General features: G+C 76.0%; 16 protein-coding genes. 7 read left to right on the forward strand and 9 right to left on the reverse strand.

The window, feature by feature from the left end:
• Both LG632_RS03040 and LG632_RS03045 read left to right on the forward strand, forming a co-directional pair.
• Positions 1–103, forward strand: a 103-nt coding sequence (locus LG632_RS03040) for a DUF6153 family protein (RefSeq protein ID WP_264201344.1), incomplete at its 5' end; no start/stop codon positions are given.
• A gap of 132 nt (positions 104–235) precedes the next feature.
• Positions 236–883 carry a DUF305 domain-containing protein gene (locus LG632_RS03045; protein WP_226724867.1) on the forward strand — a complete coding sequence of 216 codons (648 nt, stop codon included), beginning with the start codon at positions 236–238 and terminating at the stop codon, positions 881–883.
• 79 nt (positions 884–962) lie between these two features.
• On the opposite strand, the gene LG632_RS03050 is transcribed toward LG632_RS03045, so the two are convergent.
• The 5 genes from LG632_RS03050 to LG632_RS03070 all read right to left on the reverse strand — a co-directional run bounded on the left by LG632_RS03050 (position 963) and on the right by LG632_RS03070 (position 8,853).
• On the reverse strand, positions 963–2,126 hold the full coding sequence (locus LG632_RS03050; protein ID WP_226724869.1) for a substrate-binding domain-containing protein: 1,164 nt from the start codon (positions 2,124–2,126) through the stop codon (positions 963–965).
• Positions 2,127–2,134: 8 nt separating this feature from the next.
• Complete coding sequence (locus LG632_RS03055; protein WP_374203386.1) at positions 2,135–3,232, reverse strand: ABC transporter permease; 1,098 nt, start codon at positions 3,230–3,232, stop codon at positions 2,135–2,137.
• Positions 3,229–4,788 carry a sugar ABC transporter ATP-binding protein gene (locus LG632_RS03060; protein ID WP_226724873.1) on the reverse strand — a complete coding sequence of 520 codons (1,560 nt, stop codon included), beginning with the start codon at positions 4,786–4,788 and terminating at the stop codon, positions 3,229–3,231. The genes LG632_RS03055 and LG632_RS03060 overlap by 4 nt, the downstream gene beginning before the upstream one ends.
• Positions 4,789–4,944: 156 nt before the next feature.
• Positions 4,945–7,752, reverse strand: coding sequence for a SpoIIE family protein phosphatase (locus LG632_RS03065; protein WP_226724994.1), 2,808 nt, complete (start codon positions 7,750–7,752; stop codon positions 4,945–4,947).
• A gap of 150 nt (positions 7,753–7,902) precedes the next feature.
• The gene (locus LG632_RS03070) at positions 7,903–8,853 is read right to left on the reverse strand and encodes a cyclase family protein (protein WP_226724875.1); all 951 of its coding nucleotides are present in this window, start codon (positions 8,851–8,853) and stop codon (positions 7,903–7,905) included.
• Positions 8,854–9,043: 190 nt separating this feature from the next.
• Between LG632_RS03070 and LG632_RS03075 the strand changes: the two genes are divergently transcribed.
• Positions 9,044–10,201, forward strand: a complete 1,158-nt coding sequence (locus LG632_RS03075; RefSeq protein ID WP_226724877.1) for a PP2C family protein-serine/threonine phosphatase — start codon at positions 9,044–9,046, stop codon at positions 10,199–10,201.
• A 21-nt stretch (positions 10,202–10,222) separates the two neighbouring features.
• Here LG632_RS03075 and LG632_RS03080 read toward each other — a convergent pair whose 3' ends face one another.
• The 4 genes from LG632_RS03080 to LG632_RS03095 are packed head-to-tail and all read right to left on the reverse strand — an operon-like array spanning position 10,223 to position 15,056.
• A complete protein-coding gene (locus LG632_RS03080) occupies positions 10,223–11,011 on the reverse strand; it encodes a class I SAM-dependent methyltransferase (RefSeq protein ID WP_374203387.1) in 789 nt (262 codons plus the stop codon).
• An 8-nt stretch (positions 11,012–11,019) separates the two neighbouring features.
• Positions 11,020–12,222: an aminotransferase class V-fold PLP-dependent enzyme gene (locus tag LG632_RS03085; protein ID WP_226724881.1), complete on the reverse strand. Its 1,203-nt coding sequence runs from the start codon at positions 12,220–12,222 to the stop codon at positions 11,020–11,022.
• Complete coding sequence (locus tag LG632_RS03090; RefSeq protein ID WP_226724882.1) at positions 12,219–13,544, reverse strand: pyridoxal-phosphate dependent enzyme; 1,326 nt, start codon at positions 13,542–13,544, stop codon at positions 12,219–12,221. Before LG632_RS03090 ends, LG632_RS03085 begins: the two co-directional genes overlap by 4 nt.
• Before the next feature lie 3 nt (positions 13,545–13,547).
• Entirely contained in the window at positions 13,548–15,056 is a 1,509-nt protein-coding gene (locus LG632_RS03095) for a type III PLP-dependent enzyme domain-containing protein (protein ID WP_226724883.1), read from the reverse strand.
• A gap of 268 nt (positions 15,057–15,324) precedes the next feature.
• Here LG632_RS03095 and LG632_RS03100 point away from each other — a divergent pair, with 268 nt between their 5' ends.
• The 4 genes from LG632_RS03100 to LG632_RS03115 all read left to right on the forward strand — a co-directional run bounded on the left by LG632_RS03100 (position 15,325) and on the right by LG632_RS03115 (position 18,241).
• On the forward strand, positions 15,325–15,756 hold the full coding sequence (locus LG632_RS03100) for a VOC family protein (protein WP_226724885.1): 432 nt from the start codon (positions 15,325–15,327) through the stop codon (positions 15,754–15,756).
• A 105-nt stretch (positions 15,757–15,861) separates the two neighbouring features.
• Positions 15,862–17,127, forward strand: a complete 1,266-nt coding sequence (locus LG632_RS03105) for a Rossmann-fold NAD(P)-binding domain-containing protein (RefSeq protein WP_226724887.1) — start codon at positions 15,862–15,864, stop codon at positions 17,125–17,127.
• 28 nt (positions 17,128–17,155) lie between these two features.
• The gene (locus tag LG632_RS03110; RefSeq protein WP_226724889.1) at positions 17,156–17,566 is read left to right on the forward strand and encodes a DnaJ family domain-containing protein; all 411 of its coding nucleotides are present in this window, start codon (positions 17,156–17,158) and stop codon (positions 17,564–17,566) included.
• A gap of 105 nt (positions 17,567–17,671) precedes the next feature.
• The gene (locus LG632_RS03115; RefSeq protein WP_226724891.1) at positions 17,672–18,241 is read left to right on the forward strand and encodes a PadR family transcriptional regulator; all 570 of its coding nucleotides are present in this window, start codon (positions 17,672–17,674) and stop codon (positions 18,239–18,241) included.
• Positions 18,242–18,276 lie beyond the last annotated feature (35 nt).

Below are 18,276 nucleotides of genomic sequence, written 5' to 3' on the forward strand. Positions count from 1 at the left end.
CGGCGTCACCGCCGGGCCGGCGGCCGCCGGTGCCGTGGCGGTCGGGACCTCGGCGGGGCGCGCCCCGCCCGACCTGGCCGAACTCCAGCTCCTGCGGATATAGGACCGCCCGCGCGGTGCCCCCCGCCCCGGACGTGGGCGGTGGCGGGACCGTGCTCCGGGCCCTTCCCTTCATCCGTACCGAGCGCGGCCCCGCCTCCTCGCGCAGGCCGCGCGGTCAGGAGTTCCTCCCACCATGAGCACCAAGCGTTCCCTCGTCCGCCGTACCGCCCTCGTCGCCGCCACCGCAGCGGCCGCCCTGGTCCTCACGGCCTGCGGCAGCGGCGCCGACGCCGACAGGCCGGCGGGCCACGGGTCCCACAGCGCCACCACCCCGGCGCCGTCCGCGTCCGGGTCGGCTTCCTCCTCCGCCGCCCACAACGCGGCGGACACCGCCTTCGCGCAGGGGATGATCCCCCACCACCGGCAGGCGGTCGAGATGGCCGACCTGGCTCCGTCGCGCGCCGCCTCCTCCGAGGTCAAGGAGCTCGCCGCGGCCATCAAGAAGGCCCAGGACCCCGAGATCAAGACCCTCACCGGCTGGCTGACGGCCTGGGGCGCGCCCGTGCCCGCCGAGGGCGCCGCGGACCACTCCGCGCACGGCGCGGGCGGCGCCGGCATGATGACCGCGGCGGAGCTGGAGAAGCTCAAGGCCGCGACCGGCAAGGAGTTCGACACCGCCTTCATGGAGCTGATGATCAAGCACCACGAGGGCGCCGTGGCCATGGCGCGCACGGAGAAGGCCGAGGGCGCCCACGCGGACGCCAAGGCCATGGCGGAGGCGATCATCACCTCCCAGTCCGCCGAGATCGACCACATGAAGAAGCTCCTCGGCAAGAGCTGACCCCGGCACCGGCCCGGGACCGGCCCGGGACCGGCCCGGCCGGCGGACCCCTGCGGGTGCCCGCCGGCCGGGCCACCGGTCAGCCGCGCCAGATCCTCTCGTAGGCCTCCCGGTACCCGGGCGGGTCCCAGGAGGTGGCGCCGCCGCTGTTGCCCGCCGTCACCACGTGGACGGGCGCGACGTAGCCGCTCGGCCGCTCGCCGGCGAAGGCCCGGTTGAACTCGTCGACGATCTGCCAGCCCTGCTGCGCCAGCGGCTCCGGCACGGTGGCCGACTGGAACTGCCGGCTGTTGATCCGCTGGAAGGCCGACGGGTCGCCGTCGCCCGCGCCGATGTTGAACGGCGGCCCGGCGCCGGGCCGCCCCGCGGCGCGCAGGGCCGGGGCGGCGTCGGCGAAGTACAGGTCGTTGACGGCCACCGAGTCGGTCCATTCGTCCCCGAAGCGGGCCAGCAGGGAGGAGACCTCCTGGGGCGTGCGCCGCGTGGCGTCCCGGATGGGGATGTTCGCCGTCGCCAGCAGCCGTACGCCCGCGCAGCCGGCCAGTTCCTCCTTGATCAGCTCCGACTTCGTCCGGGCGAACGGGATCGAGTCGTCGGTGAGGACCACGACCCCGGCCCCGCCGCCGGACCGGGCGATGACCCAGTCGGCGCTGACCCGGGCCACGTCCGCCACCTCGGTGGTGATGTTGGTGAACAGCTTCGGCCGCGCGCTCGGCCCCGGCGAGCTGACCGCGTGCCAGCCGATCAGCGGGATCCCCGCCGCCTCGGCCCGGGCCAGCTGCTGCGACGTCGGCCGGGGGTCGAAGCCGCCGACGACGATGCCGTCGGGCCGGAGGGTGACCGCCTGGCTGAGGGCGGCCTGGATGCCGGCCGGGGTGCCCTCCCCGTCGATCACCCGCACGTCCCAGCCGATGCGCGCCGCCGCCTCCCGCACGCCCCGGGCGACCCCGGCGACCCCCGGATTGGTCATGGTCTGGGCGACGTAGACGAGGCTCTTGCCGTCGGCCGCCCGCGGCCCGGTCGTGGGACCGTTCCAGGCGGTGCCGGTGCGCTCGGCCCGCTGGACCGCCGCCTTCGCCTTCGCCAGGGCCTCCGGGCAGCCCCCGCCGGAGGCCGTGCCCGGGCCCGTACCGGTGGGGGAGCCGCCCGAGCAGCCGGTGCCGACGAGGACCGCCGCCGCCCACAGCAGGGCGACGGCGGCCCGGGCGGGGTGCGGCGGTCGGGACGGGTACGTCGGGTGCACGGTGCTCCTCACACGGTCTCGCGCGGGGACGGACGGAGGTCCTCCGCGGCCCGGGTCCGCAGCCTGCGGCGGGCAGCCCAGCCGGCCAGCCCGACCGCCATCAGCAGCGCGCACCCGTTGAACAGCGGCGTGGCCCAGAACTCGGCGCCGAGCTGGCCGATCCCCGCCAGGCCCACGGCCAGCAGGGCCACGGCCACCAGCGTGCCCAGGGCGTTCGCGCGGCCCGGCCTGACGGTGGTCGAGCCGAGCAGCGCCCCCACGAAGGCGGGCAGCAGGTACTCCAGGCCGACGCTGGGGTTGCCGATCTGCTGCTGGGCGGCGAGCAGCACCCCGGCGATCCCCACGATCAGACCCGACCCGGCGAAGGCGTACACGCACGAGCGGTGGGTGGGGATGCCGAGCAGCGTGGCGGCCCGCGGGTTGGACCCGATGACGTACAGGTGGCGCCCGAGCGGCAGCCGCTCCAGGACGACCCACAGGGCGACCACCACGGCGAGGACGTAGAACGCGGGCACCGGCAGCCCCAGGAACCGGGCGTCGTAGAGGGCGGTGAAGCCGGGCGGCAGGCCCTGCGGGCCGGGGACGATCCGGCTGCCGTCGGTGAGCAGGCCGGTGACCGCGTACATGATGCTGCCCGTGCCGAGGGTGGCGATGAAGGAGTCGATCCGGGCGAACTCGACGACCACGCCGTTCACCACCCCCGCCACCAGCCCGCCCGCCACGACCACCAGGGCCGCCGTCGGCCACGGCCAGCCCTCGACCACGATCAGGTGCATCACCGTCACGTGCGCGAGGCCCAGTCCGTAGCCGAGGGACAGATCGAACTTGCCGCTGGTGACCGGGATCGTCGCGCCGAGCGCGAGGAGTGCCGGGATCGACTGGTTGGACAGGACGGAGGAGACGTTGTCCAGGGTGGGGAAGGTCCGGGGCAGGACCAGGGAGAAGACGAGGAAGACCAGGACGGTCAGGGCCAGCAGTCCGTAGGTCCCCACGAGGTGCCCGTGCGACCGGTGCGGGGCGCGGGTCGCGGACCGCTTCCCACCGGACGGCGACGGGGACGGGGGCGAGGACGGTGGCGGAGGCCCCTGGGGCGGTGGCGGTGTCACCGGCTCTGCGGGCTTCCGGTGATCGCCGGCATGGCCGAGGCGGTGCGGGTCAGCGCGGCGACCGTCAGGGCCTCCCCCGCCAGTTCGGCCGCCACCCGCCCGCGCACGAACACCAGCGCCCGGTGGCACAGGTCGGCGACCTCCTCGAAGTCGGTGGACAGCAGCAGCACCGCCGGGCCGGCGGCCAGCGCCCGGTCCAGCAGCCGGTGGAGGGCGGCCTTGGCCCCCACGTCCACGCTCGCGGTCGGCTCCTCCAGGATCAGCAGCCGCGGCCGCCCCCGCAGCCGGCGCCCGAGGACGACCTTCTGCTGGTTGCCGCCGGACAGCGTCGCGATGGGCACCTCGCTGTCGCGCGGACGCACCGCGAAGCGCTCGATCAGGGCGGCGGCCTCGGCGCGTTCGCGCCGGGGACCGGTCCAGTACCAGGCCGGGGCCCCGGCCGCGCGCGGGTCGGCGAGGAAGTTCTCGCGCACCGTCAGCTCGGCGGCGCAGCCCTCCTCCTGACGGTCGCCCGGCACCAGGCCCACCCCCCGGCCGACGGCCTCGGCCACCGAACGCGGGTGGTACGGGCGCCCGTCCAGCAGCGCCCGCCCGCCCAGGCCCGGCAGGGCGCCGGCCAGCGCCCGGCCCAGCTGCTCGTGCCCGGCGCCGGTCAGGCCCACCAGCCCGACGATCTCGCCCGCGCGCACGTCCAGGCTGACCGGGGCGGTGCGTGCGGTGGTCACCGCGTCGAGGCTCAGCACGGGCGGACCGCTCGCGGGTACCGGCGCGGGGGCGCCCCGGCCGCGCCGGGCCAGGTGCGCGCCCGCGATGTCGTGGACCAGGCGGGCGGGGGCGTAGCCCGCCAGCGGGCCCTGGCTGACCAGGCGGCCGTCGCGCAGGACGACGAAGGAGTCCGCCACCCGGTAGACCTCGTCCAGCCGGTGGCTGACGTAGAGGATCCCGTGGCCCCGGTCGCGCAGCGCGTGCAGGACGTCGAAGAGGCGGGCGGCGTCGGCGGCCGGGAGGGTGGCGGTGGGCTCGTCCAGCACGAGCACCCTGGCCCGGCGGGCCAGAGCCCGGGCGATGGCCACGAGGGACCGTTCGGCGGGGGCGAGATCGGCGACCGGGGTCCGCGGGTCGAGGTGCCCGGCGACGAGGTCCAGGGCCTCGGCGCCGTGCTCCCGGGTCCGCCGCCACGAGATCAGGCCGTGGCGGCGCGGGTAACCGGTGCCCAGAGCGATGTTCTCGGCGACCGTCATCCACCCGACGAGTCCGAGGTCCTGGTGGATGAAGGACATCGCGCCGGAGGCGGCCTCGGAGCCGAGCGGGTGCCCGGCGACCGTCACCTCGCCGGCGTCGGCGGGGTGGACCCCGGCGAGCACCTTGATCAGGGTGGACTTCCCGGCCCCGTTGGGCCCGAGCAGGGCCAGGACGCTGCCGCCGGCGAGGTCGAAGCTGACGGAGTCCAGGGCGACCGTCCCGCCGAATCGTTTGGCCAGATCCCGGACGCGCACGAGCGGCTGCGCGCCCGGGCCGCCGGTCGGGCTCGTCGAAGGGGCGGAAGTGTCATGCACGGACGTCTCCGGGGCCGGCCGGGGAGGGGTACCCGCACGGAACGGGGGCGGTGCGACTGCTGCTGAGGATGCTACGGGAGCCGCACCAGCATTCAGCGATATTCCTGACATGTCGGCATGCTGGGGCGTCCGTTCCCGGCGGTGCGCCGGCGCGCCTCACGCCGCGTCCAGCGCGCACTCGGCCCAGATCACCTTGCCGCGCGGGGTGTAGCGGGTGCCCCAGGACTGGGCCAGTTGGGCGACGAGGAACAGCCCGCGCCCGCCCTCGTCCTCGCTGGCCGCCCGCCGCAGGTGCGGGGCGGTGCTGCTGCCGTCGGCCACCTCGCAGATCAGCGCGCGGTCGTGGATCAACCGCACCTGGATGGGCTCGCCGCCGTAGCGGACGGCGTTGGTGACCAGCTCGCTCAGCATCAGCTCGGCGGCGAAGGCGAGTTCGTCCAGCCCCCACTCGGCCAGTTGCCGGGTGACGGCGGCCCGGACGCCGGCCACCCGGGCCGGGTCGGCGGGCAGCTCCCAGGTGGCGATCCGCTCGGCGGGGTGGCCGTGGGTCCGGGCCACCAGCAGGGCGATGTCGTCGGAGGGGTGCGCGGGGGCCATCGCCTCGATGACCGCCTGGCAGGTGTCCTCGGGGGTCCGGCCGGCCCGGGCCAGCGCGTGCTGGAGCTCGTCGAGCGCCGCCTCGATGTCGCGCTCGCGGTCCTCGACCAGTCCGTCCGTGTACAGCACCAGGGTGCTGTCCTCGGGCAGCACGACCTCGGCCGTCTCGAACGGCAGCCCGCCCAGGCCCAGCGGTGGACCGGCCGGCAGGTCGAGCAGGCTGACCGAGCCGTCGGGCCGGACCAGCGCGGGCGGCGGGTGACCGGCCCGGGCCATGGTGCACTGCCGGGTCGTCGGGTCGTAGACCGCGTACAGGCAGGTGGCCCCGACGATCCCGGAGCTGCCCTCGGCGTCGCCGCTCTCCTCGCGGTCCAGCCGCACCAGCAGGTTGTCCAGGTGGGTGAGCAGCTCGTCCGGGGCGAGTTCCAGCTCGGCGAAGTTGCGGGCGGCCGTGCGCAGCCGGCCCATGGTGGCGGCGGCGAGCAGGCCGTGGCCGACGACGTCCCCGACGACCAGGGCGACCCGGGTGCCGGACAGCGGGATGACGTCGAACCAGTCGCCCCCGACCCCGGACTCGGCGGGCAGGTACCGGTGCGCGACCTCCACGGCCGCCAGCTCGGGCAGGCCGCGCGGGAGCAGGCTGCGCTGCAGCGACAGGGCGAGGGTGTGCTCGCGGGTGTACTGGCGGGCGTTGTCGATGCACAGCGCGGCCCGCGCGGCGAGCTCCTGCGCGAGCCGGCTGTCGTCCTCCCCGAACGGCTCGGGGTCCTCGGAGCGGTAGAACGTGGCGATGCCCAGCAGGACGCCCCGGGCGAGCAGCGGCACGCAGATCAGGGAGTGCACCTGGTGGGCCAGGATCCGGCGGGCGTGGTCGGGGCCCTGGGCGATCCAGCCGGTGGCCGAGGTGAGATCGGTCTCCAGCACCGCCTCGCCGCTGGTCAGGGAGCGCATGTGGGGGGTCTCGGGGCGCAGTTCCACGCGCTGTCCGACCGGGTAGAAGGGGCAGTCGTCGCGGATCCCGTGGACCACCGTGCGGTACAGGCCGGCCGTGGGGTCGGCGGCCTCCTCGCCGCGCAGCACCGCCTCCGGGAGGTCGATGGTGACGTAGTCGGCGACCCGGGGGACCGCCACCTCGGCCAGTTCCCAGGCGGTGCGGCTGACGTCCAGCGTGGTGCCGATCCGGCCGCTCGCCTCCGCCAGCAGCTCCAGGCGGCGGCGTGCCGCCACGGCGTACCGGCCGACCTCGGGCTCGCCCACGAGCACCAGCCCGCGTACGTCGCCGCGCCCGGACCCGCCGCCGGTGGGGGCGGAGCCCGCGGCGGGAGCGGGGGCGGTCGCAGGGGCGGAGGCGGTCGCAGGGGCGGGGGCCGGAGCGGCGGTGGGCTGGGCGGTGGTGGCCGGGCCGGTGGCGAGGGAGTGCGCCGGGGGTGCGGCGTCGCCGGTCAGCACGGCCTCCACGACCACGCCCGCCACCCCGGCCGGGCTGGTGACGGCATGGCTGAGCAGGGTGGCGCCCCGGCCGTGCGGGAGGACCACCTCCAGGGTGGACCGCTGGGGCGAGCCGATCAGTTCGGCGGCCTTCTCCTTGAGGATCGTCTCGTCGTGCGGGTCCAGCGGGCGCCCGGCCAGGAGGCCGCCCGCCAACTCGTCCAGGCCGACGGGCCCGGGCCGTCCGTTCACACCGGCCGGGCCCCCGGCCCGGGCCCGCCGCGCGGCGTCCAGATACGTGCGCAGCAGCGCGCGCTCGCGCGCCGAGCTCTGCTCCATCAGCCGCCGCTCGATGGCCTCGGCCGCCCGGCGGACCTGGACCGCGAGGGCCGGATCGTCGTCGTCGCGCGGGTAGCCGAAGCACAGCACGCCCAGGATCCGGCCGCTGAGCTGGTCGCGGACCGGGGTGGCGGCGCAGGCGTTGGCCTGGGAGCGCTCGGCGAAGTGCTCGGCGCCGTGGACCCGGATCAGCTGGCGCTCGGCCAGCGCCAGGCCGATGCCGTTGGTCCCGGCGACCCGTTCGGCGAAGACGAAGCCCGGCACGGTCTGGATGGGGGGCAGGCTCCGGGCGAGCGACGGCTCGCCGAAGCGGCGCTCCAGGACCGTGCCGTTCGCGTCGGCGAGGCAGATGTTCATCCGGCTGCCGGCGAACCGGTTCGCCAGCCGGTCGAGCACGGGCGTGGCCGCCCGGACGAGCCGGCTGTCCGGGTCGTACTCGTCGGTCCACGGGAGTTCGGACTGGTCGGGGGAGAGCCCGAGCAGCCGGCAGCGCTCCCACGAGTGCAGGATGGCGCCGCGTACGCCCTCCTCGACCGGCTCGCCCAGCAGGAACCGCTCGCGGGAACGGGCGGGGCCGAGCCGCTCTCCCCAGGGCCCCATCTGCATCACTTCCCCTTGCCCGGGCGCGTGGGCCGCGGGCCGCGGGCCGTGCCGGGATGGTGGTGAGCTGAATCAGTTCATTCGAGTATATTCCGGGCGATTCACCCTGTTGGGTGCGCGCGATCCCTACGAGCCACCGGCGCCGAGGGCTCACAGCACGGCGACCGGGACCACCGGCGAACCCGTACCGCCCGGCACGGCCAGGGGGGAGACGACGAGCAGGAACGCGTGGCGTCCCGCCTGCGCGCACGCCGCCGACAGCGCCTCCAGCTCCAGGTTGTCCAGCAGCGGCACGCCCAGGGCGGCGACGGCCAGGGCGTGCACGGGGGAGTGCACCCCCTCGACCGGCGAGGGCCGCACGTCGCTGTCCCCGTCCGCCCCCAGCAGGCTGATCCCGCGCTCGGCCAGCAGCGGCAGCGCGTCCAGGTGGAACCCGGCACTGGCGCGGTCCACGTCCCAGGGACCGAGCTCGGCGCGGCGCCGGAAGCGGCCCGTGCGCAGCAGCACCGCGCTGCCCTCCTCCACCTCGACCCCGAGGGCCCGCTCCGCCGCCCGTACGTCCGCGGCCCGCACCGCGTGCCCGGGCTCCAGCCAGTCGACGCCGAGGACGGCGGGCAGGTCCAGGAGCACCCCACGGGTGACCAGCGGGCCGAGGGCCGCCACCGCGCCGAACCGGGCGCCGCCGGCACCCGTGAGCTCCCCGGCGGCCCGGCCGTCGTAGAGCCGCCCGCGGTACGCGACGTGCGCCAGCGCGTCGAGATGGGTCACGCCCTTGCCGTGGTAGTCCGCGCCGAGGAAGTCCTTGTACGTCGCCGGCTCGGGCGGCTCCACGTCGCCGAGGTCGGTCATGTGGTGCAGGGCGGGCCGGGCGTTGTCGGGCGCCGGCCGGGTGTTCCAGGGCAGGCCGAGGGGGACGGTCGTCCCGGTGCGCACGAGTGCGGCGGCCCGCCGTACGTGCTCGGGGGTGACGCGGTTCCAGGCCCCCCGGTCGGCGGGGGTCCAGCGTCCCCAGGTGCGCAGCCGCTCGAAGAGCGCGTCGAACTCCTGGCGGGAGACGGCCGCCGGGCGCGCCGCCGGCTCCTGCGGGGGGTGCGGGGTCACGGCAAGCGCATGCCCCCGTGCGCCGGACGCCACGCGCGGTCCGCTCCGGATCCGCCCGTCCGGCGCCCGTCCGGCGCCCGTCCGGCGCCTGCCTCGCACGGGCGCGGCCGCCGCGGCCGTACCGGGTGCGACGGCCGCGGCCGACCCCCGGGGGCTGGCAGCCGGGCAGCGGGCAGGGCAGTCTGGTTCCATGCGGGCGTCCTCGCGCACGCCCTCCCGGCCCGGGGACGGCGGGCACCACCAGGTCCTGTTCGCGCTCGCGGAGGCCGTGCCCTTCGCGATCGCGTTGCTGGTGGTGGCCATCGAGCTCACGCCCGCGCACGTCGTCTACACCGGCCCGCTGCTGGTGGCCACGCCCGCGCTGGCCGCGCTGACCACCGGGCCGAGGGGCGTCGTCGCCGCCACCGTGCTGGCCGTGGCCGTCAGCATCGTCACCGCCACCTGGAACGCGGCCTGGGGCGGCCAGCAGGTGTGGACGAACCTGCTGGCCCTGTCCCTGGTGTCGCTGGCCAGCTTCGTGATGAGCCGGGCCGTGCGCACCCGCCGGGAGACCGAACTGCGCCAGGTCCGCCGGATCGCCGAGGCCGCCCAGGAGGTGCTGCTGCGCCCGGTGCCCTCGCGGCTGGGCCCGGTCCGCGCGGCCAGCATGTACCTGGCGGCGGAGAAGGGGGCGCAGATCGGCGGCGACCTGTACGAGGCGGTCCAGACCCGGTACGGGGTCCGCATGATCGTCGGGGACGTCCGCGGCAAGGGCCTGCCCGCCGTGCGCGCGGCGGCCGTCGTCCTCGGCGCCTTCCGGGAGGCCGTGCACTACGAGGCCGACCTCGCGGAGGTCGTCGTCCACTGCGGGGAGGCCCTGCGCCGGGACGCCGTCCTGGCGGGCGGGGCAGGCGGCGACGCCCTGCTGGAGGGCTTCGTCACGGCGGTCGTGGTGCAGGTCCCGGACGCGCACACGGTCGAGGTGGTCAACCGCGGCCACCCGGCTCCCCTGCTGCTGCGCGACGGCCGCGTGCAGGACCTCACGCCCGGGCACCCGCTGCCACCGCTGGGACTGGAGGAGTTCCTCGCCGGCCCCGCCGCCGCGCCCGACCGGTACGCGTTCGAGCCGGGGGACCGGCTCCTGCTGCACACCGACGGCGTCATCGAGGCCCGCGACCAGGACAAGGCGTTCTTCGAGCTGCCCGAAGCCATCGCGGCGATGGCCGACCGGCCCCGGGAGGAGTTCCTGGAGGGACTGCGCCGGCGGCTGCTGGCGCACACCGGGGGCCGGCTCGTGGACGACGTGGCCGTCATCGTCGCCGACCGCGTGGACCGCCACAACCGGCTCGGGGGCCACCCCCTCACCTGACGGCGCCGCCCGGGGGCGCGCTCAGCGCACGGCGACCAGCACCCGGCTGTTGCCGTGCTGCCAGACGGTGCCGACGTGCGCGAACCCCGCCTCGCGCAGCAGCGCCACATGGCCGGACACCGGCAGGTCCGCGTCCGCGCAGGGCGGGTGGCCGGGGCCGCCGGAACGGGCGAGGAAGGGTGCCAGCTCGGGGTCCTCGGCCGCGCCGGACCACCAGGACTCCCAGTCCTCGTGCAGCAGGCCCATGGTGCGCTCGGCGTGCCGGCGGGCCAGGTCCAGCGCGAGATCGGCGATCGCCGGGGAGTCGGGCCCGATGTGGTCGCCGTTGACGAACACGCCCCCCGGCCGCAGGACCCCGGCCAGGTCCCGGTACACCGCGCACAGCGCGTCCCGGCCCAGGTAGTGCAGGGCGGTGGTGGAGACGGCCGCGTCCACCGGCCGGTCCAGGCCCAGCGCGTCGACCCAGTCCGGCGCCCCGATCAGCGCGCGGACGAACCGCAGGTCCTCGTCGCCGTAGTGGGCCCGGCCCAGTTCCAGCAGCAGCGGATCGGCGTCCACGGCCAGCACCTCGGCCCCCGGCAGGCGGGCGGCCAGCCGCGCCGCCAGGGCGCCCGGCCCGCTGCCCAGGTCCAGGACCAGCTGACCGGGCCGGCCCCGGCCGGCGTGCTCGACCACGTCGGCGATCACCGTGCAGCGCTCCTCGCGGTCGACCGCGTACCGCTGCTGCTGGCACTCCCAGCGTTCCACCCAGCGCGCGGCCGTCGTGGCGCTCACGGCGGCGCGCACCGGACTCGAAGCCCCTGAACCCATAGTGAAAATCATTGCAGCTTGGCGAGCGCGGTCAGCAACCCCTGCATCTCTTCGGGTGTGTTGTAGACGTGCAGGCTGACCCGCACGGAGGAGTCCCGTACACTCCGCCCCGCCTGGCACTGGTCGTCCGCGCGCACCATGAACCCCTCGCTGAACAGGACGAACCCCAGGTCCTGCGCACTGATCCCGCGGTGGCGGAACGTGACGATGCTGCCGCGCCGCTGCACCGGGGAGTCCGCCGCCAGGCTCGTCGCGCACCCCAGCACCTCGTACGCCGGCATCCGGGCGAGCCCGTCCGTCAGCACGGCCGCCAGCGCCCGGGTCCAGCGGTGGATCCGCTCCACCCCCGCCGCGTCCAGCCAGTCGAGGGCGGCCGCCAGGCTCGCCACTCCCACCGTGTTCGGCGTGCCCTGCCAGCCGCCGGGCACGAAGGCCGGACCGCGCCGGCCCCGGGCCCACACGGCGCCGGTGCCCGGCAGCGCGAGCGCCTTGTGGCCGGAGAACACCAGCAGGTCCACGTCCAGCTCGGCCACCGACACGGGCTGGTGGCCCACGCTCTGGGCGGCGTCGAGGCAGATCACCACGTCGGGGCCGACCACCTCGCGGATCCGGTGCACGTTCATGTCGGCGCCGTAGACGTGGTGGACGTGCGTCGCCGCCACGAACCGGGTCCGCGGGCCGACGATCCGGGCCAGCGCCCCCGGGTCGTAGTCGCCGGAGCCCGCCTGGCACGGCAGCTCCCGCACGGTGATCCGCACGCCCTGCCGGGCGAGCAGGTCCCGGGCCTCCCACCACGGCAGCAGATTGGCCTGGTGGTCGCCGAACGGGACCACGATCTCGTCCCCGTCGGCCAGCAGGGCGGGCAGCCAGTCCCGGGCCACCGTCCGCAGGCCCTCCGAGGCGCCGCTGGTGAAGTGCACCGAGGACCGCTCCGGCCGCGGGTCGCCCAGGAACCGTTTGACCCGCTCCCGGGTGCCCTCCACCAGCGCGGTGGTCGCGTTCGCCCACGGGTACGAGCCCCGGCCCGCGTTGGCGTTGGTGGTGGTCAGGTAGGCCCGCACGGCGTCCAGCACCGCCCACGGCTTCTGCGCGGTCGCCGCGCTGTCCAGGTAGGCCGGCTCAAGGCGGTCGGCCACGATGGGGAACTGGGCGCGCAGCGGCCGCTGCCACGCGGCCAGGTCCCGCAGTTCCGCCCAGGGGTCGGTGGTCATCGGTCACGCACCAGCGGCGCGCCCGCGTCCCGCCAGGCGATGATCCCGCCCGCCAGGCTCCGTACGTCCGGATGGCCCATCCGGGTGAGCAGGGCCGCGTACCGCAGGGACTTCTCCCCGACCGGGCATGCCAGCAGCACCGGCCGGCTGGTGCTGAACGGCAGACCGCCCCGGACGAGTTCCTCGAAGAGCTCGTCCACGATGTTGACCGAACCGTCGATGTGCAGCGCGGCGTACGCGAAGGGACCGCGCAGGTCGACCACCAGCGGCTGACCCGTCTCGATCCACTTGCGGGCCTCGTCCACCTCCACGGTCCGCGCGGCCGCCAGCTCGTCCTCGCCCACGGTGGTCACGGCGTTGGGCGCGGCCGGCCGGCCCAGCAGCTCGGGCCGGCGCAGCCGCACGTACCCGAGATAGCTCTCCACCCGGTCGCAGACGATGAACACGGCCGTCCGGCGCTCCGTCAAGCTCGCGTCGACCTCGCGCAGGTGCCGTACGGCGCCGTAGTACGCCGCCCCGCCCGTGGGCCCGGACAGCAGGGCGCAGCGGCGCAGCAGGACCAGCATCCCGTCGAGGGCCTGGGCGGAGCTCACCACCTCGACCGTGTCGTACGCCGCCGGGTCGAACAGGCCCACCTCCTGCACCTCGTCGGCCGTCCGGATGCCGGGGACGAAGTCCGCCTTCGCGCCGACCAGGCCGATCAGCCGGACCGCCGGGTCGTGGGCGCGCAGGGCCCGGGCGACACCGGTGGACGAACCGGCGGTGCCGACGCAGGCGATGAAGTAGTCGGGTGCGCGCCCGTCCAGGTCGGCGATGATCTCCGGGCCGGTGCCCCGGGCGTGGGCGTCGGCGTTCAGCGGGTTGAAGTACTGGTCGGTGTGCAGGTGCGCGCCGCTGCCGGGGGCGCTCAGCCGCTGGTGGAAGACCGTCAGCGGATCGGAGGTGTCGGTCGGGTCCAGGCACTCGCTCTGCCCGGGCAGCTCCTCGATCTCGGCGCCCAGCAGCAGGAGCAGGTCCTTGATCTCGGGGACCCGCATCCGGTTGGTGACGCTCTTGAACGGCAGCCCGTGCAGGCCGGCGATCAGCGCCAGGGCCTTGGCGGTGTTCCCGCTGGACAGCTCGACCACCGTCTCGCCGCGCTCGGCCGCGCCGGTCAGCCGGTCGCGGACCATGTTCCAGGCCGCCCGGTCCTTGAGCGAGCCGAAGGGGTTGAGCATCTCCAGCTTCGCGTAGAGATCGATGTTCCGCAGCCCGTGCACCTGAGGATCGATGCGCACCAGTGGGGTGTTGCCGATGGCCTCGGTGATGCTGTCGTACCTCATGCTTCACGTTCCCCCGTCTGAAGTGACCGGCCAGTACTGCTCGTCGAGGCACCAGCGCCAGGTTCCGCCCTCCTCTCCGGCGGCGATCTTGCGGGCGACGGGCTGCCGTTGGGCCCGGGTGGCGGTGAAGTCCATGCAGTACCCGGCGGTGTTGGGGAAGGCCAGCAGATCGCCCGGTTGCGGCAGCCGGGGCAGCCAGACGATCCGGCGGGTGATCAGGTCGGCCTCCAGGCAGAGGTTGCCCATCAGGTACACGCCTACGGGACCGCGGTCCGGGCCGGGGTCGGCCCCGCGGCCGGGGCCGGGGTGCGGGCCGGTGCCCGCGCCGCGGGGCAGCAGCAGCGGATCGACCAGGACGCCGTGGTCCTCCAGCCCCACGTCACCGGCGTTCAGGGCGAGCCGGACCTGCGGCGGGCCCCCCGCCCCGTCGGCCCGGACCTCCAGCACCCGGCCCAGGGTCAGGCCGCACTGGTCCAGCAGGGCCCGGCCCGGCTCCGCGTACAGGTCGCACAGGCTCTCCAGCAGCAGCGTGCCCAGCGGGCGGCCGAGGGAGGGGGCGGGCCGCAGCAGCAGTTCGTCGAGGTACGCGGCGCCCGCGACCGGGCGGTGCGCGGGGTACAGGGCGAGCGCGCCCTTCAGGGTGCCGTGCTCCACGCGCAGCCCGTAGCCGTGCCCGCCCCACGTCAGCGGCTCCCGGCGGCCCAGCACGGCCTGGGTGAGGGCGCTCGTCCAGTGCTCCCACTGGGCGGCGTGGGCGAGGTAGCTGACGCCGAAGCCGCCTCCGACGTCGATCGCGCGCGGGGCGAAGCCCCGTAACCGCAGCTCCTCCACGGCCCGCAAGCAGCCCTCCAGGGCCACGGCCTTCTCGTCGGCGCTGGTGGTGTCCAGGTGGTAGCCGACGCCGACCGGCTCCAGGGCGTCCGGGTACCGGTCGAGCAGGTCCAGCAGCGGACCGAGCTCCTTGACGGAGGTGCCGAAGCGGCTGCGGCGGGAGAGGGTGCGGGGGCCGGTCGTGCCGAACTCCGACAGACGCAGGACCACCGGCAGCCGCGGCAGCCCGTACCGGCGCACCAGCCGGGCCGCAGCCTGGAGTTCGGCCGGGCCGTCGACGTTGACGGTGACCCCGCACCGGGCGGCCAGCCAGAGGAACGCCGGGTCCTTCGGCCCGGTCGCCATCACCCGGCCGGGTACGAAACCGGCGCCGAGGGCGTGCTGCAACTCGCCGAGGGAGGCCACGTCGATCCCGGCGCCGGTGGCGGCCAGGTGCCGGACCAGGGCGCTGGAGCCGGTGGCCTTGTGGGCGAGGTAGATCCGGCCGGAGAGGTGGTGGCGGCGCAGCACGGCGCCGAACTCCGCGAGGTTGTGCTCGACCTGCCCGGGCAGGACCACGTTCAGCGGGGAGCCCAGCGCGTCCACGAGCGCGTGCAGGGACGGCCCGGAACGCAGCAGGGCCGCGGGTCCCGCGGCGAGCCGGGGCTCCAGGTACAAGGGTGCGTCGATGGCATCGCTCATGTCCGGCCGTCCCTCCCCGAAGGAATGCGGACCCGACTCCGCGATCATTCGTACGGCTGTGCCCATCATCGCTCCCCCGCTGCCGGATCTCCAGGGGGCGTGGGGGCACGGGGGGCGTACGCGCCGTCACGGGCGGCGTGTCGGCGTTTCGGCGTGCGCGGCGTTGCGGCGGGTGCGGCGTTGCGGCGTGCGCGGCGGGGCCCGGGTGCGGGACGGTGGACGGGCCGGCCCGGCCCCCGGCCACCGGCCCGTCCCCGAGGAGGCCGTCATGAACTGGACGCTCGAAGTCGTCACGCTCCCCGTCACCGACGTGGACCGGGCGAAGGAGTTCTACGTCGACCGGGTCGGCTTCGGTGTCGACACCGACACCGAGATCGCCCCGGGCATGCGGGTCGTGCAGCTCACCCCGCCCGGATCCCGCTGCTCCGTGACGATGCTGTCCGGGATGCCGCCGAGCCCCGGCGCGAAGACGATGGCCCCCGGCACGCTCCACGGACTCCAGCTGTGCGTCACCGACATCGAGGCGGCCCGCGCCGAGCTGGTCGGCCGGGGCGTGGACGTCTCGCCGGTGCGGCACATGGGGGCCGGCGGCTGGGAGGACGGCAAAGGCGACACCTGGAACTCGTTCATGACCTTCGAGGACCCGGACGGCAACAGCTGGGTGGTCCAGGAGGCCCCCTCGGAGCTGTCGGAGCGCTGACGCCGAGCGCCGACCGCCCCGAACCGGCCAGTGGGCGAGGGGGGTTCGCGGCCCGGTCGGGCATGCTGGAAGACGGCGGTGGTGGTGCGGGGGAGAGGAGCGGGCGTGCGGGGCGGAGCGGTGGGGGTCGTCGGGGGGAGCATCGCCGGGTGCGCGTTCGCCTCGGCCGCCGTGCGGGGCGGGGCGGACGAGGTCGTGGTGCTGGAGCGGACGGCCGGCCGGCTGGCCGACCGGGGCGTCGGGCTGTGCATCCACGACGACCGCGCCGCCGAGCTCGCGGCGGTCGGGACGCTGCCCGACGGGATCGCCGCCCACCGGCTGACCCGGCGCCGCTGGGTCTGCCGGGACGGCGCGAGCCCGGCCGGGCGGCTGTTCTGGGAGCAGCCGTTCCCCTTCCACTCGTACCACTGGGGACTGCTCTGGCAGGGCCTGCGCGCGGCGACGCCCGCGGCGGTGCGCTACCGCCAGGGCGTGGCGGTCATGGCCGTCCGCGGGGACGGCGACGGCCGGGAGCCGGCCGAGGTGACCCTCGCGGACGGCAGCACCGACCGCTACGACCTGGTCGTTGGCGCCGACGGCTACCGGTCCGTCGTCCGCGAGGCGCTCAGCCCCGGCTCCCGCCCCCGCTACGCCGGTTACGTCTGCTGGCGCGGCAACTTCGACGCCCGGCTCCTGGACGGCCTCCCCGACGGCGGCGCCGGCCGCCCCGAGCAGGTCTGGCCCTCCGACGCCGTCACCACCGTCTGCTTCCCCGGCGGCAGCTGCGTCGTCTACCGCATCCCCGGCCCGGACGGCACCCGCGTGAACTGGGTGCTCTACGCCGCACCCCCGCACGGCGGCGGCCTGCGCTTCGACGACCCGACGAGCTTCCCGCCCGGCTCGCTCGGCCCGGAGCTCGCCGCCCGCCTCGCCGGGCTGCTCGCACGGGAGTTCCCGCCGTACTGGGCGCGGGTGCTCGGGCTCACGCCCCCCGAGGACACCTTCGTCCAGCCGATCTACGACCTGGAGGTCTCCCGTACCGCCGGCGGCCGGCTGCTGCTCGCGGGCGACGCCGCCACCGTGGTCCGCCCGCACAACACCGCCGGCGCCGCCAAGGCCCTGCAGGACGCCGGCGCCTTCGAGGCGGCCTGGCGCGGCGCCGGCTCCTGGGCCGGGCTGACGGCCGCCTACCGGGCCGCGCGCGGCCCCGTAGGCCGGGACATGGTCGCCCTGGCCCGCCGGCTCGGCCGGGCCCAGGTCGAGCGGACGCCCGACTGGGCCGCGCTGGACCCCCGCGCCGCCGCGTCCTGGTGGCAGGACCAGCTCGGGGGCGCCGCGGGCATCGGCGGCCAGGCGATGGGCCCCGGCGGCCGGCCGGCGGCCCGGCCCTGACCGGCGCCCGCCTCGGTAGCCTGGAGGCATGACCGAGCGCAAACCCCCGGGCGTCAGCTTCGAGTCATTCGTGGAGAAGCAGATCCGCGAGGCCGAGGAGCGCGGCGACTTCCGCAACCTGCCGGGCTTCGGCAAGCCCCTCCCCGACGACACCGCCCCCTACGACGACCTGTGGTGGGTCAGGGGCAAGCTGCACCGGGAGGGCGTCTCGGTCCTGCCGCCCGCGCTCGCGCTGCGCAAGGAGGCCGAGGACGCGGTCGAGGCGGTGGCGCACGCCCGGACCGAGGCCCGGGTCCGGGAGATCCTCGCCGAGGTCAACGAGAAGATCGCCGCCGCGCTCCGCCGCCCGCCCCCGGGCCCGCCGCTGAGGCTCGCGCCGTTCGACGTGGAGGCCAGGGTCCGGGCCTGGCGCGCCGCCCGCACCTCGCCGCCGGCGTGAGCGGACCGACCCGCCCGCGCGGTGCCGCCGCCACCCGGGTGAGCCGTGTCTCACCGGGGCGCGGGCGCTTGTCTATGCAACGAGTTGCATAGCAGGATCGGGGGCATGGCGCTCGACCACGCGATCCTCGTGTCCCTGCTGGAGCAGCCCGGCTCCGGCTACGAGCTGGCCCGGCGGTTCGAGCGGTCCATCGGCTACTTCTGGACCGCCACCCACCAGCAGATCTACCGGGTGCTGGCGCGCATGGAGCGCGACGGCCTGCTCGCCGTCCGCGCCGTGCCCCAGCAGGGCCGCCCGGACAAGAAGGAGTACTCCGTCGCCGCACCCGGCCGCGCCGCCCTCGCCCGGTGGCTGCACGAGCCGGTCGAGCCGGAGAGCCTGCGCCACGACCTGGCCGTCAAGATCCGCGGGGCGGCGTTCGACGACCCGGCCGCGCTGATCGGCGAGGTCGAGCGGCACCGCCAGGTGCACAGCGACCGCCTGGCCCACTACCTCGCCGGCGAACACCGCGACTTCACCGGCCCCGACGCCCCGGCCCCCCTCGACGCCGGTCAGGAGCTCCAGCACGCGGTGCTGCGCGGCGGCATCGCGTACGAGCGGATGACCGTCGCCTGGCTCGACGACGTCCTCGCCACCCTGCGCCGGATCGGCGGCCCGTCCGCACCGGACGCCTGACCGCCCCCTGCGCGGCACCCCTGCCCACCCCTCTA

Source organism: Streptomyces antimicrobicus (genome assembly GCF_020532625.1).
GTDB classification, from domain to species: Bacteria; Actinomycetota; Actinomycetes; order Streptomycetales; family Streptomycetaceae; genus Streptomyces; species Streptomyces antimicrobicus.